Below are 23,972 nucleotides of genomic sequence, written 5' to 3'. Positions count from 1 at the left end.
GGCCCGGTGCGTCGTCTGACAGGTATCGCCCCCCCTGACGATAAACGGAGCGCCTGTCATGACCAATCTTGCCAACCTGCCCGCCGCTGATTCGCTGATCAATGTCCACGGCGCCAAGGCGTCGGCCGCGAGTTCGCGCAAGCTGATCGCCGCCAGCGAAGCGCTGGCCGGCCCGGCCCTGCCCGCCGCACTCAGCCATCTGATCGACCTGCATGTCTCGCGGCTGAACGGGTGCAGCTACTGCAAGCTGCTGCACTTGGCTGAGGCTCGCGATACCGGCGTAGACGAAGCCCTGATCGCACAGATGGGCGATCCGGCCGCCGTGGCCGTCCTTGACGACCGTCGCCTTGCCGCCGCCCTCGCCTGGGCCGAGGCACTGACCCTGCCCCGCGACGAGGCGGAACTCGACGCCCCCCGCGCCGAACTCGCCCGCCACTGGTCGCCCGAGGAACAGGCCGCCATCACGATGAAGATCGCCCTGATCAACGCCTGGAACCGGCTGGGCCGCGGCGCCTGGCATGTCACCGAAGCGGCGTGACCGCCGCCTCGTCCAGCCGCAGCCGCGGCACGGTGCCGGCTGAGCCGGCATCGTAGCCGGTAACCGCCACCTCGATACAGCGCAGGGCCGCGGGCCACCAGCCATGCCAGGCATCGGGCCAGCGGGTCGGGTCGTCGTGGATCACGGCATCGCCGTCGACCCTCAGTCTGAGACCGCGGGCAAAATCGAGGAACAGCAGGCTGACCGCCGGACGCTGGATCAGATTGCCCAGCGAATTGAACATGGCATTCCCCTTGTAGTCGGGGAACACCAGCCGCCGGGGGCCGGTCACCTTGACCAGAGGGTCATGCCCCCCCTCCCCCCGGGTCATGCGGCCGCGATGGGAACAGTCTGCCGCACCCGCCGCATCCACGGTTCCCAGCATGAAGAAGGGCAGTGCCTCCAGCACCGCCGCCTCGGCGGCCGGGATGCTCACCATGCAATGGGCCTCCCTGGCATTCTCTCTGTCTCGAATCAAAAAGGGGCCTCCGCCACCATCACCCCGAAGTGGCGGAGGCCCGGCTGCTTCACCGGCTCAGGCGGCCGAGGTTTCGGCCGCGCCGGCGAGCGCCAGCTGCTCGTCCCAGAACCGCACCCAGAGATCGCAATACTCCAGGCTGATGCGGCGGACATGATCGAACTGATCCTCGGTGATCGCCTGGGTCAGGATGAACCAGAGATCGTCCTCGTGATCGTCATCGGCCGCCTCGGCGGTATCGTCATCGCTGACACCATGGACGTAGTAGTAGCCGTCATCGACACCGATCCCCAGCGCACCGGTGGCGCGACGCAGCGGCGGGCTGAACAGGATCACCTCTTCCTCGGCCACCGCCAGCAGAGCCGAAACATCGACATAGCTGCCATAGGCGTCCTCCAGGAAGGACCGCACCTCGGTCGCGATCGCGGTCGGCCTGAACGACGCCCGGTCATCGGCGCTGACGCCGTAATCGTCCAGCACCGCCTCGAACAGCGGGTAATGGGCGCAGGCCGGGTTGCCGCGGTAATAGCCCTCGGCATCCTTGCCCGGGCGGAAGCCGAATTCGTCGAGCACGTTCAGGGTCAGCAGGAAGCGGCCGGCCATCTTCGAGGCGGGGGCGAGGCGCGGCTCCAGCTGGCGGCTCTGCATCTGGGCAGCGAGCAGCGCATCGGTGAAGATCTGCACGATGGCGTGACGGTATTCCAGATGGATCAGGCGCATCGCGTCGTGATCGAGCACGCCGCGGTTCAAGATGTCGATCGCCGGATGGCGCGACACCGGATGCGCAGAAATCTCGCGGCGCAGCTCGGCCACGAAAGCTGCGTTCCGCGCCCATTGCTCGGGCGAAAGGCTCGCCTTCATCGCGTCGATCGCCTGGCGACGGGGGGCATTCAGATCAGCTGACTTCAGGGACACCATGTCGTCCTCCCTCTTTTATCTTAGGTTGTGTTCCAAGGCATGCGAGGTCGTCACGAAGACCGATGGGGTCAGCGTGAGAGACCGTGTCAGCGGGTATGGCTGGCGGCGTTCAGTCGGCGGCGATCAGCCGCACGATGCGCGCCGGGCAGTTGGCATAGGCCTGGTCGACGGTCACCTCTACCAGCGCGCGGGCCTCGGGCCAGAGCGTTCCCATCTCCGCCTCGATCGCCGCCGGATCGACGGCGCGGCACCGGCCATTGACGCGATAGCGCGCCCGTCGGTCGAAATCGACGAAGAGCAGGCCGATGCCGATATCATCCTGCAGGCAGTTACAAAAAACGTCCAGATCATCCCATGGTTGTATGGCCATGATCAGGCGTTTCGAATCGGCGGCGCGGATCAGCGGCGGTTGCCCCGGCATGTCGTCCGGTCGCGCCTTGAAGGCCGTGGCCGGACGGCCGGTGCCGTCGACGGTGGTGACGAAGACGATGGACCGGGCCTCGATGAAACGGCGCACCCCCAGGCTCAGCCGGTCGGTGACCATGTCCGAGATCTCCGCCGCCTCGTCCTCGACCCCGAAGCGGCGATGCGCTTCGCGCTCGCCCTCGTGATAGACCAGGCGTGCCATCGTCTTCGTCCTCCCCCGATCAGAAAGACGCCCGGATCAGAAGAAGCCGAGGGCGTTCGGGTTGTAGCTGACCAGCAGGCACTTGGTCTGCTGATAGTGCGACAGCGCCATCTTGTGGTTCTCGCGGCCGATACCCGACTGCTTGTAACCACCGAAGGCGGCGTGGGCGGGATAGAGGTTGTAGCAGTTGGTCCAGACGCGGCCGGCCTCGATCTCGCGGCCCATGCGATAGGCGCGGGTGCCGTCGCGGCTCCAGACGCCAGCGCCCAGGCCGTAGAAGGTGTCGTTGGCGATCTCCAGCGCCTCGTCCTCGTCCTTGAAGGTCATGACCGAGGCGACGGGGCCGAAGATCTCTTCCTGGAAGATCCGCATCTTGTTGTTGCCGAGCAGCATGGTCGGCTTGACGTAGAAGCCGTTGGCCAGATCTTCCGACAGGCGGCTGCGCTCACCGCCGGTCAGGCACTGCGCGCCTTCCTGACGGCCGATATCGATATAGGAGAGGATCTTCTCCATCTGCGCTTCCGACACCTGCGCACCGACCATGGTGTTACGGTCGAGCGGGTTGCCGGTGGTGATCGCCTCGACGCGCTTGATCGCGCGTTCGATGAAGCGGTCATAGATCGATTCCTGGATCAGCACGCGCGACGGGCAGGTGCAGACCTCGCCCTGGTTCAGCGCGAACATGGCGAGCCCTTCCAGCGCCTTGTCGAAGAAGGCGTCGTCGCGGTCCATGACGTCGGCGAAGAAGATGTTCGGGCTCTTGCCGCCCAGCTCGACCGTGGTCGGGATCAGATTGTCGGCCGCCGCCTTCAGCACCAGCTTGCCGGTGGGGGTGGAACCGGTGAAGGCGAGCTTGGAAATCCGGGTGCTGGTCGCCAGCGCGTGGCCGGCCTCGCGGCCATAGCCGTTGACCACGTTGATCACGCCGGCGGGGAACAGGTCGCCGACCAGCTCCATCAGCAGCAGGATCGAAGCCGGGGTCTGCTCGGCGGGCTTCAGCACCACGCAGCAGCCGGCTGCCAGCGCCGGGGCCAGCTTCCAGGCCGCCATCAGCAGCGGGAAGTTCCAGGGGATGATCTGGCCGACCACGCCGATGGGCTCGTGGAAATGATAGGCGACGGTGTCGTGGTCGATCTCGGAGATCCCGCCCTCCTGGGCGCGGATGCAGCCGGCGAAATAGCGCAGATGGTCGATGGCCAGCGGCAGGTCGGCCGCCATGGTCTCGCGCACCGGCTTGCCGTTGTCGATCGAGTCCGCCACCGCCAGCAGCAGCAGGTTCTGCTCCATCCGGTCGGCCATGCGCCAGAGCAGGTTGGCGCGCTCGGTCGTCGAGGTCCGCGCCCAGGACTTGCGGGCGGCATGGGCGGCATCCAGCGCCTTCTCGATGTCGGCCGCGCCCGAACGGGGCACCCGGCAGAAGGGCTTGCCGGTGATCGGCGAAACGTTGTCGAAGTATTCGCCGCCGACCGGCGCCACCCACTGACCGCCGATATAGTTCTCGTATTGCGTCTTGTACGGGTTGTCGACGTCGAGCCCCATCTTCTTCGGCTGGATCGTATCCATCAGGTCTTCCTCCCGGAACATTCGGCGCGGCGTTCCCTCGCGCGCCGTCGTTCCGGTCATCGCAACCGTCATGCCACCCGGGAATGATCAGGATAAGACCGCGGAATATCTGGAGTTTCAATCCGACATCATCGCGCACCACGCGGAACGGTGTCGCGCACTGCGACGGCCGGCCTGTCGCAGGCGACGCAGGGCCTGTCGCAGTCTGCGACAGGCATCAGATCTCGATCACCACGCGGGTGCCGACGCCGGGGCTGCTGGTGATGTCGAACCGGCCGCGATGCGCCAGGACCAGAAGGCGGGTCAGCGGCAGGCCGAGCCCGGTGCCGCCTGCCCGCCTCTGGCGGTCGGCCGAGACCTGTTCAAAGGGCTGAAGCGCGCGTGCGAGTTCCGCCTCGGTCATGCCCGCGCCGCCGTCTTCGACCACGAAACGCACCACATGGGGTGCCGTGTCGGCAGGTGCGATGGTCATCCGGATTTCTCCCCCCTGACTGCCATAGCGGATGGCATTGGTCAGCAGGTTGATCAGCACCTGCTTCACCCGCCGCGCATCCAGCCGTGCCTGATCCGGGGCCTGATCTGCATCAAGCACGATCTCCACCCCATCCTCCGCGGCCATCGTGGAGACGATCGAAATCGCCTCTGTGGCGATCTGGCGCGGTGAAATGTCGACGGGGTCAATGTCGATCCGCCCGGCCTGAATGCGCGACAGATCCAGAATATCCTCGATCAGGGCCAGCAGATGGCGGCCGCTGGCCAGGATGTCGCGTGCGTAACCGGTGTAGCGCGGGTTGCCGATCGGGCCGAGCATCTCGGTGGCAATCATGTCGGAAAAGCCGATCACCGCATTCAACGGCGTACGCAACTCGTGGCTCATATTGGCCAGGAAGCGGTCCTTGACCGCATTGGCGTCGGCCAGGGCGCGATTGGCACGCAGAAGTTCCGCAGTACGAACCGCCACCCGGCTTTCCAGCTGCAGATTGGCGGCCTCGACCTGAAGGCGCAGATGGCGTTCCTGCTCCCGGCTGCGGCGCAGGCGGCGAAACATGGCGATTGCAGACGGGATCGCGAAGCTGAAGCCCAGCAGCGAGGCGCCGGCGGCGATGGTGAAATTCTCGTCGGCGGCCGAAAGCCGTGCGGAAATCCGCTGCCCGATCTGGACATCGGCCAGGGCAATCTGCCGGCGCGCCAGCTCGACCGCCTGCGCCTGGCGCATATCCGCCGCCGCCAGAACCTCGTCATCCGCCGCCGCCTGGCGGACATCGATCACCCGGTCCATGCTTCGGAACGCCTCGTCGAGCACCGCCAGCATGACGCTGCAACCGGCACCGCCGTCAGGCCGCTCTGCTTCCGCCAGACGTGCCAGCTGACTGAAGGCGGCCGGCGCACTGCCCCGGACATGGCGATAATCCTCAAGAGCCGTCGCACTCCGCAGACGCAGATAGCGCCCCTGGGCGATCTCGGCTTCCTGAAGGAGATGAAGAAGATTGTCGGTCTCGCGGAGCAGGGCATCACCATCTGCGACCGCCCGCGTCGACGAGATCACGCCAAAGCCTGCCCAGATCTGCAGGGCCAGCATCAGCGTCATCAAGCCGGCGATCCCGGCGATCCAGATCTGCGCCCCGCGCCCGGACCTGCCCTCCCGGGATGCGGCCGGATCGGCTGCGTCGCGCGCCATATAACCTCCAGGGCCGTCAAGTGGTGGAACCTTTTGTTATCCTGGATAGAAAACGACATTAAGCATGAAGAAAGCGTTTGGAAGATGATGCCGGAACGCGAAAACTTGTGATGAAGACCCCGGTACCTGCGGACGCCATCCATCCGACGGCTTCGTTTCGGTAGAACGATCATTTCCGAAATACACCCGGATGCCATGCCGGGTGATCTGGGCGAAGGGGAGGATGAGATGCGGATGCCACGGCCAGCCGAGATCGTGCAACCGCGTTGCCGGATGCGGAGCATCGTATGACCGGCGGCCTGCTCGCCCTTGCGATCAACGTGGTGGTGTCGGGGCTGTTCGCCGCCGTCTTCCTGCTGGCCGCCCGCTCGCACCCGGCCTTTCGGCATCTGGGCTGGATCGGTGCCGCCTGGGGGGTGGGCGCCGGTGCGCCGGCCGCGGAGTTCCTGCTGCGGATCACCCCCTGGACCGCAGCATTATCGTTCACCGGCTATGCCTGTTTCTCTGCCGGCGCCCATCTTCTGGCGCATGGGCTGTCCCGTTACTACCGCCGCCCTCTGCCCCGCCGGCTTCTGCCGGCAAGCTTCATCGCATCACTGGCAATCCGGGTGGCGATCTGGGGCGGGCAGCGTAACACCATGCCCTACGAGCTGTTCTATCAGCTGCCTTTCGTCATCGCGCTGACCATCTCTGCCATCATCGTCTGGTCCGCCCGCCGCCGCAGCGCCTGGGATCGGGTTCTGGCCGGCTGCCTCTGGCTGTTGACGCTGACCTTCGCCAGCAAACCGGTCGCCGCCATCCTGCTCGGGTCGGGTGCCACGGCACGCGACTATGCTGGCAGCGCATATTCGATCTATTCTCAGGCGGCTTCAGGCCTTGCCGCCCTCGCCACCGGCATTGCGATGATGGCCGTGGTCCTCTGGGATTTCCGCGCGCGAATGCGATATGATGCAGAGATCAACCCGGCGACCGGACTGCTCACCCGCCGGGGCTTTTGTCTGCGACTACCGGCGGTGACCGGTGAGCGCAGCGGATCCGGTGATGTGATGCTGGGCATCTGCGAATTCCCTGCAGTCGCCACCGACCCTGCCCGCCTGCATGAGGTGATCCGGAACCTGCGCATGATCATGCCCGGCGATGCAATACTGGGGCATGCTGATGAATCTTGCGTGGCAATCCTGCTGCCGGATGTTCCCGCCGACGATGCAGACGTCACCGACCTCCGGCAACGCATCCACAACCTGCTTGGTAACGGCCGACCTGTGGCCGCAGGATGGATCACGCTTCAAGACGGCGAAGATGCCGGCAGCGCTCTGGTCCGGGCAGAAGGAGCCCTGTTCCTCGACCGCCAGCTGAACCGTGGCCGGCGAAACGGCGGTGCCGGCAGCGGCCATCCTCCCACCTCCACCACATCGATGTCACCCGACCCATGATCCCGCCGTCACCGCCCGGAACGGGAGACATCGCATGACCGGCGCGATGTACGCCCTCGCCGTCAACATCCTGATCGCCTGCCTGTTTGCCGTCACCTTTCTGGTCGTCGCCCGGATCCATACCCCTTTCCGCAGCGCCCGGTGGTTCGCCCTCAGCTATCTGACCGGCGCACTCACCCCCGCCGCCGAACTGATGGTCCGCGTCTCGGGCATGCCCCAGCTGTTTCAGGCACTCAGCTTTGCCAGCTTTTCCGGGGCTTTTCACCTGATGGCTTACGGGTTGACCGTCTATTACCGACGTCGCCTGCCCGGATGGCTGCTGCCGGCAAGCTTTCTCGCCTCGCTCGTGGTCAGGGCCGCGATCTGGGGCGGGGAGCGGGACACGCTGCCCTATGAACTGATCTATCAGGCCCCCTTCGCCCTGATTATGGGGTTTTGTGCAGCCGTGGTGGCGGGTACCGGACGGCGGATACAGGAACGGATCCTGGCGACGATGTTCGCCGTCCTGGCCGCGCACTTCCTCATCAAAGCCTTTGCGGCCGTCATTCTGGGATCAGGCGCCACCGCCCGGGACTATGCGGGCAGCACTTATGCCCTCTTCTCCCAGGCGGTCAGCGGTCTGCTGCTGGTCGCGGCCGGTCTGACCCTTCTGATCGTGGTCATGACCGACATGCTGGAACAGGTGCGCCGGGATGCCAGCATCGATCCGCTCTCAGGGCTGAAAAACCGGCGCGGTTTCGACCAGCGCACCGCCGCGGTGCTGGCGGCCATGCCGCCGGGACTTCCCCCGCCGGTGGTGCTGGTCTTCGATATCGATCATTTCAAAAGAATCAATGACGGCTATGGCCATGCCGCAGGCGACCGGGTGATCCGGATGACTGCCGATGTGCTGGGTAGCGTGCTGCCCGCCGGCGCAATCATCGCCCGCATCGGTGGTGAAGAATTCGCCGCCCTGCTGACCGGTCTGGAGCCGGAAGCCGCCGCGGCATCCGCCGATGCCGTGCGCACGGCCCTGCCGCATCGCACGATTCCGGGCCTGCCTGCCGAAGTCCGCGTTACCATCAGTGGCGGTCTGGCCCATCTCGCCCCCGGCGAGAGCGTGCCCGCCGCCCTCGCCCGCGCAGACGGCGCCCTCTACGACGCCAAGCGGGCCGGCCGCAACCGGATCGTCCGCGCCCGCCCCTGACATTCAGCTCCGGCTCCGCCTCAGCGCTCGGTCAGCGCCATTTCGCGCAGCTTGACCACCGGCTTCAGCAGATAGTCCAGCACCGTGCGCCGCCCGGTCAGGATGTCGACCTGGGCAACCATGCCCGGGATGATCTCAAGCGGGGCACCGTCGGGCGCGGTCAGCGCCGCGCCGGTGGTGCGGACCTTGACCAGATAGCTGCTGGAACCATCCTCCTTGACCACCGCATCGGCGCCGATCGTCTCGACCTCGGCGTCCAGCATGCCATAGACCGAATAGTCATAGGCGGTCAGCTTCACCCGTGCCGGCTGGCCGGGATGCAGAAAGGCGATGTCGGCGGGCTTGACCTCGGCATCGATCAGTAGGGTGTCTTCGACCGGCACGATCTCGGCCAGCGGCTGGCCCGGGGTGGCGACCCCGCCCTCGGTGGTGACCAGCACGCGGTTGACGATCCCCTTCACCGGCGAACGCACCTCGGTGCGGCGAACCTTGTCGACCAGGGCCGGCAGCTGTTCGACCAGCCGGTCGTGCTCCAGCTTGGCGGTGGCCAGTTCCTCGATCGCGCGGGTCCGGAATCGCTCGCGGGTGGTCCGACGCTGCTGCTCCACCTCGTCGATCGCGGCACCGGCCCGGGCAACGGCCAGACGGCCGGTCTCGATCGCGCCCTCGGCCTCGGCCAGTCGCTGTTCGGCGCGGATCCGCTCCAGCTTCGGCGCCAGACCGCGAGCAACCAGCGGACCCAGAACATCCAGTTCTTCCGAAGCGAGCGCCCGGCGTCGCTCGGCAGCATCCAGGGCGGCCTTCGCCTCGTTCAGCGCTTCCTGGCGCTGGCGGGACTGGGCATCGACCATGGCGAGACCTGCGGCCAGTTCGGCCGCCCGCGCAGCATAGATGCTGCGCTCCACCTCGACCATTTCGGCCGGCAGATCGGCGGCGAAGGCCGGGGCTTCGAACCGCGCCTCGGCGGCAAGCCGCGCAAGACGTGCGCGTGCGGCCAGGAAGTCGGTACGGCTCTGCTCGTAATCGGCGCCGAACTGGGTGGAATCCAGCCGGATCAGCAGGTCGCCCGGCTCCACCCGGTCGCCGGCTGCGACCGCGATCTCGGAGACGATGCCCCCCTCCAGGTTCTGGGCCACCTGCACCCGCTTCGACGGCACGACCTTGCCGTCACCGCGGGTGATCTGGTCGAGTTCGGCGATCGCGGCCCAGGTGATCAGGGCAAAAACCGCCAGACAGACGGTGACGATGATGATGCCCGGCACCGCCGAGCGGCGCGGCGGCGCCTCGCCGGGAAACAGGTCGGCGACCGGATCAATCTGCATGGCCACGGAGACCTCGCCGGACGGTAGGGGTTTCACGAAGATTGGCGGGTGTTGCCCCCTCGGCCGGTGCCTGAAGGGCAGCAAGCACCTCGGCCTTGGGGCCGTCGGCCACCACCCGGCCCTGGTCGAGCACGATCACCCGGTCGACCAGCTCCAGCATCGACATGCGATGGGTCACCAGGATCAGGGTCCGGTCGCCCAGATGCGGTTTCAGCCGTTTCACGAACAGCGTCTCGGAGCGCACATCCATGGCAGCGGTCGGCTCGTCCATCACCAGCACGCGCGCGGGTGAGACCAGGGCGCGGGCCAGTGCGATCGCCTGGCGCTGACCGCCCGAGAGCCCCTCGCCCCGCTCGCCCAGCATCAGGTCGTAACCATCGGTCATGCCGCCGATGAAGTCGTGCACGCCGGCGACACCGGCGGCCGCCAGCATGCGCTCGTCCGAGGGTTCGTCCGCCCCCATCAGGATGTTGTCGCGCACCGATCCGCTGAACAGCGGCGTGTCCTGCAGCACCGCCGCGACATGGCGGCGCAGTTCGTCCGGATGCAGCTGGCGCAGATCCACATCATCCAGCAGAACCGTCCCTTCCGACGGCGCATAGAGCCCGGAGGCCAGGCGGACGATGGTGCTCTTGCCCGAGCCGATCCGTCCCAGCACCGCCACCTTCTCGCCCGGCTGGATGATGAACCCGGCCCGGGTCAAGGCCGGCTGCCGGCCACGGGGATAGGTGAAGGAGACGCCGCGGAAGGTGACCCGCCCCTCGACGGTCTGGCGGGTGAGATAGCGCCGGCCCGGCTCCACCGTCGCCGGCAGGCGCATCAGCCGGTCGATCGCCCGGTAGCTTTGGGCGACATGGTTGAGACGGGTGAGCAGGGTCGCGATCTGGGCAAGCGGCGCCAGCGCCCGGCCGCAGAGGATCACGCTCGCGATCAGCGCACCGATGCTGACCGTGCCCTCACGCACCAGAAACACGCCGGCGAAGACGATGGCGACCTGGGCGCCCTGCTGCACGAAACTCGCCAGGTTGACCGCAAGCTGGCTCCAGAACCGGCTCTTGGACTGGATCGCCGCCTGCAGCTCCACCGCGTCACGCCAGCGCCCGGCCATGATCCGCTCGGCCCGGGCTCCCTTGACGCCTTCCAGCGATCCGACCGTTTCGACGAGCACGCCATGCTTGGTCTGGGCGGCCTTGTGCCCCTCGCGCGCGGCGCGGGCCAGCATCGGCTGGACGGCCAGCCCGGCCAGGATCACCAGCGGCACCGCCAGCGCCGGCACCCAGACCAGCGGCCCGCCGATCATCAGGATCACGCCCAGGAACAGGAAGACGAAGGGCAGGTCGACGAAAGCGGCAAGGCTGGCCGAGGTCAGGAAATCGCGCAACGATTCGAATTCGCGCACCGTGGCGGCAAAGGCGCCCGAGGATCCGGCGCGGTGCTCCAGCGGAATGCGCAGCACATGACCGAAGACCCGGCGGCCGATCCGCTCGTCCGCGGTCTGGCCGGCGACGTCGATCACATGGCTGCGCAGCATCTTGAGCAGGAAGTCGAAAACCAGCACAAGCACCATGCCGAGCGTCAGCGCCACGAGCGATTCGACCGCATCATTCGGGATGACACGGTCATAGATCGTCATGATGAACAGCGACGAGCCCAGAGCGAACAGATTGATGACCGCAGCCGCCAGCGCGATCTGGCCGAAGGCCCGCCATTCCCGGCGCACCCCGCTCCAGAACCAGTGGCCGGGCTGCCGGCCCGGAGCGACGGTCCCGGCCGCCCCGTCATCATTGATGCCTGTGGTCATTCGTCTTCTCCCTGGCGGGCGAGGCTGAGCGGGCCCGTGGCCTCACCCAGCGCGCCACTCGCCTCCAGCAGCCGCCAATGGGCGCGTTCGGCCTCGATCCGCCCGGAAACCAGGCGCGCGGCGGCAAGATGATAGTCCCGCTCGACCTCGATCAGGTCGAGCAGGTCGCGCATGCCCGCCTCGAACTCGTCGCGGAAGATCGCGCGGGCGTGCTCATTGGCATCCAGCGCCCGCAGCAGCGCGCCCAGCTCCGTATCGCGGGCGGCACGGACCGCCACGGCGGCCGAGACGTCGCGGGCCAGCATCCGGCGGATGCGGGCGGTGTCGGCCTCGGCTGCGCGCATCGCGGCACGGGCCTGCGCCTGCCGGCCGTCGCGGGCGCCGCCGTCATAGAGCGGCAGGCTGACGACGATCCGGCCGACCAGATCGCTTTCGCGGCCGTCGTCGAAGACGTCATAGCGCCGGCCCTGCAATTGCAGGCTGAGTTCAGGCCAGTCCTCGGCATCGGCTGCGTCGACATCGAAACGTGCGGCACGTTCCGCCTCGCGCCGGGCAGCCAGCGCCGGGCTTGCGGTATCGATGAGGTCGATCGCCTCCTGCACCTCGCGCGGCGCCTCGGGCCGGGGCGGGAGCATCAGCCCGGCCGGCGGCTCCTCGCCATAAAGTTCCAGATAGGCTTCGGCCGCGGTGTCGAGCGCACGGCTCTGGGCAGCCTCGGTGGCAAGCGCCTCGGACAATCGGGCGGCAATGCGCAGGCCGTCGCCGCGGGTGCCGCCGCCGAGATCCAGGCGCTCGGCGATCCGCGCTTCGAGCGCGCGATAGGCATCGGCCTCGGCGCGGGCGAGATCGAGCCGGGTGCGGGCCTCCAGCACATCCAGATGGGCGATCACCGCATCGCGGATCAGCAGCGCCGCCTCGTCCTCATCCTCGTTGCGGGCCGCGGAGAGACGGGCCCGGGCGCCGTCGATCCGGTCGAAGGTGGCGCCGCCGTCATAGAGCAGCTGGCGCGCGGTCAGCACCACATCGCTGCGGTCATCCGAGCCGCGGATCCGGCTGTCGAGGCTGTCGATGCCGTTGTCCGCCAGCCGGCGCGAGGTGTCGAGGCCGATATCGACCGAGGGATACTGGCCGGCGCGCGTCTCGCCCAGCCGGCCGCGGGCGGCCTCGATCCGGGCATCCGCCACCGCGCGGCGCGGATGGTCGGCGGCAACGGCCAGCAACCGGTCGCGAAACCGCATCCAGTCTTCGGGGGCGCGGGCAATCGGCACCGGTTCGCTGCGGAAGGACCGGGGCAGCGGCAGCGGCGGCAGCACGGGCATGCCAGGCAGGGCCGCTTCCAGGGCGGGCGCCGTCTCCGGGGCGGAGGCCGTCTCCTGCCCCAGGGCGGGTGCGGCCATGACGGCGCCGAGGATGAAGAACGCCGCCGCCGCGGCGCCGGCCGGCATCACCCGTTTCGGGGTGGCGCCGGCCGGGCTGCGACGGCGGGGATGGTTCGGGTTGGACGGAAACAGTGCCGGGGCACTCCGGTGACAGGTGGGTCGGGTGGCAGGCAGGGGCTCAGGCGGCAGCAGGCGTGCCCAGGGCGTCGTCCAGGTCGTCGCGCCAGGCGGGGGCGGCATCGAAAGCGAAGTCCCCCGCGCCCAGCTCACCGGCATCGATGCCCGCCAGGGTCAGCTGGCCGGTGACGGCACCGCCGCCGGCCCCGACCAACCCGTCGAGATCGATCACCGCATTGCCGTCCACCGCCAGGGTGCGCCCCAGCACGTCCTCGATGGTGAGCAGCGCGCCATCGGCCCCGCGCAGATCGCCGAGGTCGATCAGATCGCCCTCGATCCGCGAGAAGTCGGCAATGGTGACATCCAGGTCGAGACCGGTTTCCGCTTCACGCGGCGCGATGATGAAACGATCGGCATCCGAACCGCCGAACAGATCCACCGCCTCGCCCGCCTGATGGCTGGCGACGATCCGGTCGGCACCCGAGCCGCCCGAGAGCCGGTCCGCACCGGCCTCGCCCACGATCAGGTCGCCACCCGCACCGCCGAAGACGGTGTCGTCGCCGGCGCCGGGCAGGATCAGGTCACCGCCGGCACCGCCGTCGATGGTCTCCGCCCCGTCGGTGCCCAGCAGCAGATCGTCGCCATCAGTCGCGCGCCAGGCCGGCACGTCGACCAGCACCAGGCCTTCCGCCTGATGGCCGGCGGCATCCTGCACCACATAGGTGAAGGCGGCCGTGCCGTGGAAATCGAGCGCGGGCGTGATGGTGATCGCGCCGGTCTCGGGGTCGAGGGTCACGACCAGTTCACCCGCCATGCTCTCGGGCACGCCCACCGACACGAGCCTGAGCGCGCCGCCATCGGCGTCCAGCGTGATGTCGTTGGCAAGCGGATGGTCGTCGTCGCCGGCCTCGACCACCAGGCTTTCTCCGCGCGCAACCACGAAGAGATCGGCACCGGCCACCAGCTGCGCATCCGCATCGGCGACATCCGGCAGCACGTCGGCAAGACGGGTGATCAGATCGTCGAGCCCGTCGCCGTAACGGTCGGCCAGACGGTCGAGCGCCGAGGCGTCCGCCGTGTCGCCGGTCAGCGCCGCGATTTCCTCGGGCAGAACGTATTCTGCGAGCAGCGCCGTCGCCCGCGCGGTAGACGACAGCGGGTCGGCCGCCATCTCGCTTGCCAGCCGCTCGTTGACCGAGGCCAGCGCATCGGCCAGGCGCGCGATATCGGCGGTGTCGGCATCCGTCCCGGCAGCGCCGGCCAGCAGATCGCCGATCAGGGCGGTATCGGTCAGGTCGAGCGGGTCGCCGGTCTCGATCTCGGCGCCCAGCAGGTCGAGCGCCCGATCGGCAGCGGCCGTGTCGGTGACGCCGTCCTGGATCGCCTGCAGGGCGGCGAGCGTCGCATAGACCATGTGGCCCTGGGCGAGCACGTCGCGGGCAAGCGCATCTTCGGCCCCGCCCAGCGCCGCCAGCGGGTCGAAGGTCGCAAGGTCGGTGCCCTCGGGCAGGCCCAGCGCCTTCAGAACCGCGGCCGCATCGCCGGTCTCCACCAGCAGCGTGGTCAGCGGGGTCACGACCTCGGCACCTTCCGGTGCCATCAGCCGGCCCATCACCGCACCGGTGGTCGTATCGATACCGCCCTCGGTGACGATCTGGCCGTCTTCGCCCTCGATCTTCACCCGGCCATCGGCATCGGAGACGTCGCTTTTCTCACCCTCGTCGCGGATGCGATCACCATCGGCATCGAGGAAAGCCTCGGCGCCGGCGATCTGGTCCTTGACCAGCCGGGCCTCGGTGGCGCCGGCCGAAGGCAGCGGCCCGTCATTGTCGGACGAGCAGGCGGCGAGCGCCAGGGCGGCGAGTGCCACACCGCCCAGGCCCGTGCCGCGGTTTTCGATGAAGCGCACCAGCCGCCGGCGCAGCTGGCGGCGCAGCGCACCATGGGCCGCCGCATCGGCGGTCGGTGCGGTTGCAGTCAGGAAGCCGGCCCCGGACAGGGGTGCGGCACCGGGGAGCCGAAGCTCCCCGGTGCCGTCGTCCAGGCCCAGATCCGCAAGAGACGGGATCGTGGCGAAGGTCATCTCGTACCCCCCGCTCACGCCGCCGCCGCGGCGACCAGATCCTCGTCGAAGGCGCCGTTCGAGAAGACGAACATGCCCGCGTCGAGATCCGCCGCATCGAAGCCGGCCAGGGTGAGAGAGCCCGCAACCGCCTCGCCACCGGTGGTGGTGAGACCGTCGAGTGCGATGACCGCATTGCCGTCGACCGTCTCGGCCATGCCGACCACATCCTCCAGCGTCAGCACGGCACCATCGGCACCGCGCAGACCCGAGAGGTCGATCATGTCGCCCTCGGCGGTGGAGAAGTCGGCGATGATGCCCTCGACATCGATGCCCTCGTCCTCACCCGTGGTGAAGCCGAAGACGTCGGCGCCCGAGCCGCCGAACATCACCACCGTCTCACCGGCGCTATGGCCGGCGGCGATGACGTCGTCGCCCGAACCGCCCGCAAGGTTGTCCTCGCCGGCATCGTCATAGAGCTGGTCGTCGCCCGCGCCACCCAGCAGGGTGTCGTGGCCGGCACCGCCCGCGATCACGTCGTCGCCGGCACCGCCGTCGAGCACGTCGTCACCGGCGCCGCCGGCGACCTTGTCGGCGCGGCTGCCGAAGTCGATCTCGTCGGCCGAGGCCGAGAGGGTCAGCACACCGTCTTCCACCGTAAAGGCACGATCACCGAAGGCGATGACATCGGCCTGGACCCGGGTCTGCGCGCCGGTCTCCAGATCGGTGATCACATAGGCGGGCGCCTCGGCGTCGAAGGCGGCATCGCCCGCCGCCAGAAGGCGGTTGTAGAGCGAAATGTCGAAGGCGTTCATCGTGGTGATCTCGATCTCCGACGGATCGAGGTCGAGCATCACGGTGTCGCGGCCTTCGCCGCCGATCGCGATGTCGGCACCGGTCCCGGTCGAGATCATGTCGTCGCCACCGACGCCGACGATGATGTCGTCACCGGCCGCACCCGCCATATGGGCGTCGCCGCCCTCGACCGCCTGGAAGCGATCGTCGCCGGCACCGCCCTCGGCTGCGCCCACGATTTCGACGGTGACGGTCGAGGTGTCGGTGTTGCCGGCCTCGTCGGTCGCCACGATCTCGAAGCTGTCGGTGGTGACTTCACCCGGATCGAGCGCGCCCAGCACCGCCGCATCGGCCTGGTAGGTGTAGCGGCCGTTGTCGTCGATCTCCACCGTACCCTTTTCGGGGCCTTCGCCGGCCGAGAACACCGGCAGGTCACCGTTCAGGTCGACGGCCAGCGGCGCGGTGACGTTATAAAGGGTGGTGGTGCCGCTGACCTCGTTGGCGACGATCAGCTTGGCGACGCCGTCGGCCGAGTCGGCTGCCGCAATGTAGAGCACGCCTTCGGGGCTGACATCGCCTTCGCTGCGGATCATGTCGAGGAAGGTGACGTTCTCGGGATCGGTGATGTCGAAGACCATCACGGCGCTGGAACGCTCAAGACCGATGAAGGCCAGCGTGCTGGAGCCGTAGCGGCCGACGGTGACGCCCTCGGGCTCGGGGCCCTTGTTGTCCGAGCGGCCATCGTCCCAGAGTTCCGGGTAGCGGGCGGCAATGATCTTCTCGATCGAGGCGCCGCTGTCGAAGACCATCTCGCCCTTGTCGTTCAGGATCGAGAAGGACCGCGCACCATAGGCGTAGAGGGCGTCGTAGTCGCCGTCGCCATCGGTGTCGCCCAGTTCCTTGGTGACCGTCAGCCGGCCGATATCGCCGTCGGCCTGCAGCTCGTCGGCATTCGGGAAGGCGGTCGGGTCGAGATCCAGGTCCTTGACCCGCTCTTCCTCGGCATAGTCGCCCCATTCACGGGCATCACCCTCGTTGGCGATGACCAGATAGGTGCTGCCGTCGGTCCCGGTGTAGGACGAGATCGCGTCCGGCATGTACATGCCGAAGACCGGGTGGTTGGCGATGTTGATGCCGTCGTCGCGATCCGAGGCGTCAATCTCGTTGCCCGCCAGCGAATGGTCCTTGTAGCCGAGCGGCACGATCTCGGTCACGACCGGCGCGTCACCCGACAGGTCGACGATCGCGATCGCGTTGTTTTCCTGCAGCGTGACATAGGCGGTCTGGCCATCCGGCGCCACCGCGATGTATTCCGGCTCCAGATCCTGGGCAACGGTCGAGCCCGGGCCGAAGATCCGCACACCGGCCTCGCGCAGCGCGTCGATCTGGTCGTTGAACTGGGTGAAGCCGGCGGTCTGGACGGTGCCCGAGGCGAGATCGATCACGCTGATCGAGCCTTCCGGATCACCGACCGTGTAGTCCTCGGGCTCGCCCTCGTTGGCGACCAGGATCTTGGTGCCATCGGGGGTGAAGGTCACCATATCGGGCAGCGAACCGACCGTGTAGCGGCCGATTTCGGCGCCGTCGGTGTCCATCACCACCACGGTGCCGGGCTGGGTCTTGTCTTCGGCGCCGACCGCGACCGCGACCAGGCCGTTCTTGACCGAGACGGAATTGGCGCCGCCCAGCGAGGAGAGATCCACACCACCCAGCACGGTGCCGGTCGCGGCGTCGATGATATCCACACCGTTCGGGCCGATCGCGAAGATGCGGTTGGTCGCCTTGTCATAGGCGACGATTTCCGAGGCGCCGGCCGTGGTGTCGGCGCTGCTGGTGGTCCAGACATTGTGCGCGATCACCGAACCCTCGGCGACATCGTCGCCCGAGACGGTGATGCTGCGGTCGGCCGCGACCGGGCGGCTCTCCACATCGGTCTGCACCGCGAGGTCGACGATGCGGTCGTCTTCCGACGCCGGGGTCTCGGCCTCGCCGAAGGCGGTGCCGCCATTGTCGACATTGTGTTCGTCGAGCAGGTATTCCGCGAGCGCGTCCTGTTCACTGCCCGGAGCGGCGAAGCTCGCATCGCCGGCCGCGACATTGCTCTCATCCAGCGCCACGACATTGGCGAACTCGGGATCCGCCTCTGCGAACTCCGCGAACGGATAGCCGTCGCCGCCTTCCTGCATGAAGCCGAGGGTCACGACGCGGATCGGCCGCGAGGCATCGCCCTGCACCTCGCCGCCCGAGACGATGGTGTCGACCACCTCACCCGCCTCGTTGACGATCTGCAGCGTCTCGATGCGGTCACCGGCGGCGCGCTCGGGGTTGTAGGCGAAGGTCATGCCGCCGACCTGGGCGAACTGGCCCGGGGTGGCACCATTGCCGCTGGCGGCAACCGCATGCTCCATCACCGCCTTCAGCTGGGCAGCGGTCAGTGTCTGCATCGAGAGGGTGTTGTTGAAGCGCAGCGCATTCTCGATGTCGAGCTGCGAGACGTCGCCCTCTTCCTTGCCGGCCACCGGGTTGGCCTGGGGCGGCAGGGCCGAGACCTGGCCCGTCGCATCGTCGACCACGACCTCGCCGATGCCGGCGCGGATGCCGCCGCCGTTCTTGATCGAGACCATCACGGTCTCGTCCACCTCACGCGCCGCCGCCAGATTGGCGTCGGCCGAGAGATTGCCCAGATTGGTTTCCTGGGTGCGGACGTCGGCGCGATCGCCGTCGAGATAGACATCGGTCTGGCCGAAGATGTTGCCGTCCTTCTCGACCACCACGGCCTCGACCGCGTCGACCAGGTCGTCGACCAGATCGCCCTTGGTGCCTTCGGCGAAGGCGGCATCCAGATCACCGTCCCAGGCGGCGGCGACATTCTCTTCGGTGGTCGCGACCGGGCCGTTATCCGGGTTGGTCACGCTTTCGGCGACGACCTTGCCCTCGTCGTCGAACTCGACGACCAGACGGCCCAGATAGGAATACTCGCCGTCGGTCGACACCACGACCGCGGTGTCGCCATCGGCATTGGTCGTGACGATCGGGTAGCCCGCGACGGCCTCGTCACCCGGGTTCAGCACGTCGTCCCCATTGGCGAGGATGGTGTCGGAACCGCCGGCGATGACCACGTCGACACCGTGCAGCAGCTTCACCAGCTCCTGCTCCAGCGCGATCTGCTGCAGGTGGCTGACCAGGACGACCTTGTTCACGCCCTGGGCGATCACCTCGTCGATGACCGGCTGCAGCACCTCGGCCAGCGCCGCCATGTCGTTCTGATCGGTGCCGATCATCTCGACGCCGCCGGGCGAGGAGATGGTGCCGAGGACCGGCGTGGTGGCGCCGATCACGCCGACGGTCTCGACCGTACCGGTCTCGGGATCGGTGACTTCGATCAGCGTCGCCGGCGCAATCTTCGGCGCGGTGGTCGAGGTCGCCGACTGCTCGGGCCCGGTCGCGAAGGCATCCGAGGTCAGGATCTCGTCGGTGTAAAGACCGCGCAGGCTCGAATCGCCCGAGAAGTCCAGATTGGCCGAGAGATAGGGGAACTGGGTACCGACCCAGCCGTCATCGGCGACGCCGTCGGCCGCACCGAAATTCGGGGTCAGCAGCCCGCCGACCGTGCCGGTGCCGAGGTCAAACTCGTGATTGCCGAGCGCCGAGGCGTCGAAGCCGATCACGTTCATGATCGAGATGTCGACCCGGCCGGCACCGGCGCCGAGGCCGGCATAGCCCTCGCCATCCGCCAGGTCGTAGAGGTCGTTATAGACCTGATCCAGCACGCCGCTCTCGCCGAAGGACGGGTCGGCAGCCGCGTTGAAGAACGGGCCCGACAGGTAGTTGTCGCCGGCGGACAGGGTGATCGAATAGGCATAGTCGTCTTCGAAGGCATCGACCAGCGCCGCAAAATTCGCGGCACGACCGATGGCATCGACGCCACCCTCAAGGTCAGAGGCGTGCAGGATCTGGAGCTGCATGAACCGTATCTCCGGCTTGCGGACCGGTGCGGGGGATCGCCGTCACCGGGTCCGTTTCTGTCGGGAAATTCTGGACGGGTGCGACGTCGCGTATGGCTTCGCCTGAAGCCATACGCGACGTCCAGGTCTGGAAGATGCCTAAGGAACGTTGCAGCTTCGGGACAGGATCGTTAAATCCGTGCCCGCTGGCGAACATCAGGGCAGCCGGTTCAGCCCTGCGGAGTGCCGGCAGCCGCGGCCGCCGTCTCGGCCAGTTTGCGATCGCCGGCGGCGATGCCGGCCTGCACCAGGCGCTGGGCCACACCGGCGAACTGGCGTTCCGCCCGGAGGAACGCCTCCACCGGCATGATCAGCATGCCCTTGGGCGCCAGCTTCGGCCGGCCATCGGCATCGGCATCGTCGAACACCGCGCGGGCAAGTTCGATGCGCACGACACCGCCGGCCAAACGGATGGTGCCGAAGCCGTCGATGAAGATTTCCTGGTCGACCATGGGTTTGCTCCTGAAACGGGTCGGGAGCGGTGGCGCCCCCGGGACGGCCGGCACCCTAGCTGCCGCAGGTAACCGTTTCATGACGGATCCGATCTGGAACATATTTCCCCGATCACACATCCGGATGCGCGCATATGACTCTACTTTTTGGGGAGTTTCATGATGTTCAATGGTTAGAAAGGTTGACGTCCCGGGGCCTTCGGCGCCAGAATTCAAAGATTACGCACTCCAGAACAGAGCGGCCCGCAACAACGAGGCCGCCGGCCTGCGACGACAGGTTTCACCGGAACATGAGGAGGAGACGAAAATGACCGAGAGGGACGCCACCGCCCCCGACGAGCTGGAGCCTGCCGCCACCGAGGCCGAAGCCACCACCGACACCACGGCGGCAACCGATACCGCGGCAGCCGACACTGCCACCGACGGTGCCGATTCCCTTGAAGATTTCGATCTCGAAGACGTCGAGATCATCGAAAGCAAGGTTTTCGCCTGACCGGCCGACACGGCGCGCGCGACGCCGCCCCCCGCTGCTCCGCGATTCGTCCCGGCCGGACCCCGCCCGCTCCGACATGACGACGACAGGATCCGGCCGTGCCTTTGCGCCAGACGCGCAGGCACGGGGCGTTGTCGTTGTGTCCGCTGACCGGCCGGTGCCGCCCCGCGACCCCCGGTGTACATTCCCGCGTCGCTGCCGCCCCGTCGCATGACCGGCCATTTCCGAATGAGCCAGGATCCGGACCTTTTGTCTCCGGATCATCAGGGGATGGACATGCCCGATACCATGATCGCCCGCACCGTCACCGCGGCTTCGGCGGGCTTTGGTGCGAAACCGACTCTCCGCGTCGGTCTCGTCGCCTATAACTGGGAAGCCGACACCTCGCTCGCGCTGTGGAACCTGGTGACCTATGCCAGGCGCACACCCGCGATCGCCGAACGCGTCACCTTCGTCGAACATTGTGCCGCGACGCCCAAATCCCTGATGGACGAGGAGGCGCAACTCTTCTTCCTGCTGAAATGGCAGGAGACCAACAATTTCGATGTGGTCGGCTTTTCCTGCTATATCTGGAACATCAAATTCGTGCTGCGTGCCGCCAAGGCGATCAAGGAGCTGTGGCCGCAGACGGTGGTGATCTTCGGCGGCCAGCAGATCCGCGGTTCTTATGTGCCCTTCGTTTTCGACCGCGAACGCTGTGCCGACATCTGTGTCTGCAACGAGGCCGAGGTCACCTTCCGCGACCTGCTGAACTGCTTCCTCGACGGCAGCCCCAGGCTCTCGACCGTGGGCGGCATCGCCTATATGGCACCCGACGGCAACACCGACGACTTCCTGATCTTCGACGGCAGCGGCCGCGTGCCTGCGGGCACCGCCTATCACGAGACAGCCGAAGCGGCGCTGATCGAGGACATCAACGACATCCCCTCGCCCTATCTGGGGGCGATCGAGCTGCCGCATGGCGGGGCCTTCCTCTACGAGGCCTCACGCGGTTGCCCCTATCGCTGTTCCTTCTGCATCTGGGGCGAGAGCAAGGGCGTGCGCGAATACGAGATGGACCGGGTGGAGGCAGAGCTCCACAACATCCTCTCGCATCATCCGTCGCACATCATGTTCTGCGACGGCACCTTCAACATGCGCAAGGAACGCGCGACCCGGATCCTGGAAATCCTGGTCGAGCATCTGCGCGACGGCCGGGTCCAGCCCTTCAGCCTGCTGCTGGAGCTGAAACTGGAGATCATCGACGACAACCTCGCCCGGGTGATGGACGAGCTGGTGCGCCTCAACCCGCTGGTCACCTTCGAATTCGGCCTGCAGAGCGCCAGCCAGGAAGCGGCGAAGCTGATGCGCCGCCCCTTCACCGAAGAGCGCTTCCGCCGCGCCTGGAACCGGCTGTCGGACAAGCTGAAATCCTCGGCGATCATCGACTGCATCTACGGCCTGCCCGGCGACGGCATCCCGCAATTCATGCAGACGGTGGATTTCTGCTACTCACTGAGCCCGCACCGCATCCAGGCCTTCCGGCTCTCGATCCTGCCCGGCTCGGAGTTCGAACGGCAGGCCCAGGAGCACGAGATCCGCTACATGCGGGAGCCGAACCACATGGTCTACGAGACCAAATGGCTCAATCTCGACCAGATGGCCTGGGTGGAGACCTTCGGCTTCGCAGTGGCCGATCTCTATCACTTCCACGGCACCACCATCAAATGCCTGCTGGCCATGAAGGATCAGCTGGGCGTCGACGGTTTCAGCGACCTGATCCGCCGCTTCGTCGACTGGGCGGGCCGCGACCGGATCCTGGGCAGCATCTATGCCGGTAACCGGCCGGAGGGCCGCTGGCGGGCGATCGACCTGTCGAAACCCTTCGAGCAGTTCATTCAGGCCCGGTTGCTGCCCGATGCCGGCATCACCGATCCCTCGATCCGCGACCGGCTGCATGACCTGTTCCGCTACGAGGTGACCATGGGCCGTGTGGCCGTGGGCGGGCTTGCCGAAACGCCGCTGCCGGCGCTGTCGGCCGGCGGCGGGGCGGGCGAACTCGCCATCCGCGTGGAGCTGATGCACAGCCGCTTCGACATTCCGGGCTTCATCATGGCCGCCCATGGCCGTGGCGACATCGACATCATGGACATGGACGAAACCGCAAGCCATGTCGCCTTCACCCAGAAGGCCGGTCATCAGGGGGTGCTGGTGCCGATCTCCTACCGGATCAGCGGCCGCATGGCCGGGCTGATCGAAGCGGCACGGCGCGATACGGCGGCCGGGGCCGGGCTGGCGCCGGTGCTCTCCAAGCTGGTGAAGATCGGCATCGTCGCCGAAGCGACCGGCAACTGAGGCCACGCTCAGCCTGTCTTGCACTCCGGGTCCGGATGGATCAACCTCGGGTTATCCATCCAACCCGCGCCGGAGCCGCTCCCGTGCCGCCCATCGAACCACCCTCGCTCGACTTCGTCTGGCCGGTCGTGACCTTTGCGATCGTGGCCCTGCTCTCGCCGGGCCCCAACACCGTTCTGCTCACCACCTCGGGCGCCAGCTTCGGCTTCCGGCGCAGCCTGCCGGCCATGGCCGGGATCTGCTTCGGGGCCCCCCTGCTGATCCTGGCCGTGGGGCTGGGGTTGGGCGCCATCCTTGAAACCGTACCCGCAACCCGGATCGCGATCGAGGTGATCGGCGTCGCCTACATGCTCTGGCTGGCCTGGAAGATCGCGAGCGCCGAACCCAAGGGGCTGGATCAGAACCTGACCCGCGCCGAGGGTCGGCCGGTGGGCGCGCTTCAGGCAGCCCTGCTGCAATGGGTCAATCCCAAGGTCTGGACCATGGCGGTCGCCACCATGGGGGCCTATGGCGCGGCCGCCAACGATCCGACCGTTCAGGCGGTGATCATCGCCCTGATCTTCTTTCTGGTCTGCGTGCCGGCCGCGGTGATCTGGACCGGCTTCGGCGTCGCCGTCCGCCGGCTGCTCGCCACAAGGCGGGCGGTCAGGATCTTCAACACCGTCATGGCGATCCTGCTGGTCGCCTCGCTCATTCCGATCGTGGCGGGCTGAGGCCGCGGCGCGGCCGGCCCGGTCCAGGATCAACCTGTCCAGGATCAACCTGTCCAGGATCCACCTGCCCAGGATCAA

17 protein-coding genes are annotated in these 23,972 nt (G+C 67.5%); 6 read left to right on the top strand and 11 right to left on the bottom strand.

Features of this window, described 5'->3' with window-relative positions; all coding sequences use genetic code 11:
- Window positions 1-58 precede the first annotated feature (58 nt).
- A complete protein-coding gene (locus P7L68_RS13370) occupies window positions 59-538 on the top strand; it encodes a carboxymuconolactone decarboxylase family protein (protein ID WP_372006132.1) in 480 nt (159 codons plus the stop codon).
- Here the strand turns inward: P7L68_RS13370 and P7L68_RS13365 are convergent.
- The 5 genes from P7L68_RS13365 to P7L68_RS13345 form a co-directional block, all read right to left on the bottom strand.
- Window positions 522-977, bottom strand: a complete 456-nt coding sequence (locus P7L68_RS13365) for a pyridoxamine 5'-phosphate oxidase family protein (protein WP_372006131.1) — start codon at window positions 975-977, stop codon at window positions 522-524. The two genes, P7L68_RS13370 and P7L68_RS13365, sit on opposite strands and share 17 nt — an antisense overlap.
- A 96-nt stretch (window positions 978-1,073) precedes the next feature.
- Window positions 1,074-1,931, bottom strand: coding sequence for a hypothetical protein (locus tag P7L68_RS13360; RefSeq protein ID WP_372006842.1), 858 nt, complete (start codon window positions 1,929-1,931; stop codon window positions 1,074-1,076).
- Between the two features lie 112 nt (window positions 1,932-2,043).
- Complete coding sequence (locus P7L68_RS13355; RefSeq protein ID WP_372006130.1) at window positions 2,044-2,562, bottom strand: hypothetical protein; 519 nt, start codon at window positions 2,560-2,562, stop codon at window positions 2,044-2,046.
- A 36-nt stretch (window positions 2,563-2,598) separates the two neighbouring features.
- Entirely contained in the window at window positions 2,599-4,125 is a 1,527-nt protein-coding gene (locus tag P7L68_RS13350; protein WP_372006129.1) for an aldehyde dehydrogenase family protein, read from the bottom strand.
- A gap of 217 nt (window positions 4,126-4,342) precedes the next feature.
- Window positions 4,343-5,713 carry a sensor histidine kinase gene (locus P7L68_RS13345; protein ID WP_372006128.1) on the bottom strand — a complete coding sequence of 457 codons (1,371 nt, stop codon included), beginning with the start codon at window positions 5,711-5,713 and terminating at the stop codon, window positions 4,343-4,345.
- A 377-nt stretch (window positions 5,714-6,090) separates the two neighbouring features.
- Between P7L68_RS13345 and P7L68_RS13340 the strand changes: the two genes are divergently transcribed.
- A complete protein-coding gene (locus P7L68_RS13340; RefSeq protein ID WP_372006127.1) occupies window positions 6,091-7,236 on the top strand; it encodes a hypothetical protein in 1,146 nt (381 codons plus the stop codon).
- A gap of 34 nt (window positions 7,237-7,270) precedes the next feature.
- Window positions 7,271-8,422 (top strand): GGDEF domain-containing protein, encoded by a 1,152-nt coding sequence (locus tag P7L68_RS13335; protein ID WP_372006126.1) that lies wholly within the window; start codon window positions 7,271-7,273, stop codon window positions 8,420-8,422.
- A gap of 20 nt (window positions 8,423-8,442) precedes the next feature.
- Here the strand turns inward: P7L68_RS13335 and P7L68_RS13330 are convergent, their stop codons facing one another.
- The 6 genes from P7L68_RS13330 to P7L68_RS13305 form a co-directional block, all read right to left on the bottom strand.
- Window positions 8,443-9,744 (bottom strand): HlyD family type I secretion periplasmic adaptor subunit, encoded by a 1,302-nt coding sequence (locus P7L68_RS13330; RefSeq protein WP_372006841.1) that lies wholly within the window; start codon window positions 9,742-9,744, stop codon window positions 8,443-8,445.
- A complete protein-coding gene (locus P7L68_RS13325) occupies window positions 9,734-11,545 on the bottom strand; it encodes a type I secretion system permease/ATPase (protein ID WP_372006125.1) in 1,812 nt (603 codons plus the stop codon). The genes P7L68_RS13330 and P7L68_RS13325 overlap by 11 nt, the downstream gene beginning before the upstream one ends.
- A complete protein-coding gene (locus P7L68_RS13320) occupies window positions 11,542-13,164 on the bottom strand; it encodes a TolC family protein (RefSeq protein WP_372006124.1) in 1,623 nt (540 codons plus the stop codon). Before P7L68_RS13320 ends, P7L68_RS13325 begins: the two co-directional genes overlap by 4 nt.
- The gene (locus P7L68_RS13315; protein WP_372006123.1) at window positions 13,103-15,124 is read right to left on the bottom strand and encodes a calcium-binding protein; all 2,022 of its coding nucleotides are present in this window, start codon (window positions 15,122-15,124) and stop codon (window positions 13,103-13,105) included. Before P7L68_RS13315 ends, P7L68_RS13320 begins: the two co-directional genes overlap by 62 nt.
- A gap of 14 nt (window positions 15,125-15,138) precedes the next feature.
- On the bottom strand, window positions 15,139-19,863 hold the full coding sequence (locus P7L68_RS13310; protein ID WP_372006122.1) for a choice-of-anchor I family protein: 4,725 nt from the start codon (window positions 19,861-19,863) through the stop codon (window positions 15,139-15,141).
- A gap of 209 nt (window positions 19,864-20,072) precedes the next feature.
- Window positions 20,073-20,354, bottom strand: a complete 282-nt coding sequence (locus P7L68_RS13305; RefSeq protein WP_372006121.1) for a hypothetical protein — start codon at window positions 20,352-20,354, stop codon at window positions 20,073-20,075.
- Between the two features lie 307 nt (window positions 20,355-20,661).
- Between P7L68_RS13305 and P7L68_RS13300 the strand changes: the two genes are divergently transcribed.
- The 3 genes from P7L68_RS13300 (at window position 20,662) to P7L68_RS13290 (ending at window position 23,894) form a co-directional block, all read left to right on the top strand.
- Entirely contained in the window at window positions 20,662-20,847 is a 186-nt protein-coding gene (locus tag P7L68_RS13300; protein ID WP_372006120.1) for a TglA family RiPP precursor, read from the top strand.
- A gap of 276 nt (window positions 20,848-21,123) precedes the next feature.
- The gene (locus P7L68_RS13295; RefSeq protein ID WP_372006119.1) at window positions 21,124-23,181 is read left to right on the top strand and encodes a radical SAM protein; all 2,058 of its coding nucleotides are present in this window, start codon (window positions 21,124-21,126) and stop codon (window positions 23,179-23,181) included.
- Between the two features lie 83 nt (window positions 23,182-23,264).
- Window positions 23,265-23,894, top strand: coding sequence for a LysE family translocator (locus tag P7L68_RS13290; RefSeq protein WP_372006118.1), 630 nt, complete (start codon window positions 23,265-23,267; stop codon window positions 23,892-23,894).
- Window positions 23,895-23,972 lie beyond the last annotated feature (78 nt).

The organism is Tistrella mobilis (genome assembly GCF_041468085.1).
GTDB lineage: Bacteria > Pseudomonadota > Alphaproteobacteria > Tistrellales > Tistrellaceae > Tistrella > Tistrella mobilis_A.
The sequence above is the reverse complement of the archived record's forward strand: the minus strand, read 5'-3'. Positions and strand labels throughout refer to the sequence as shown.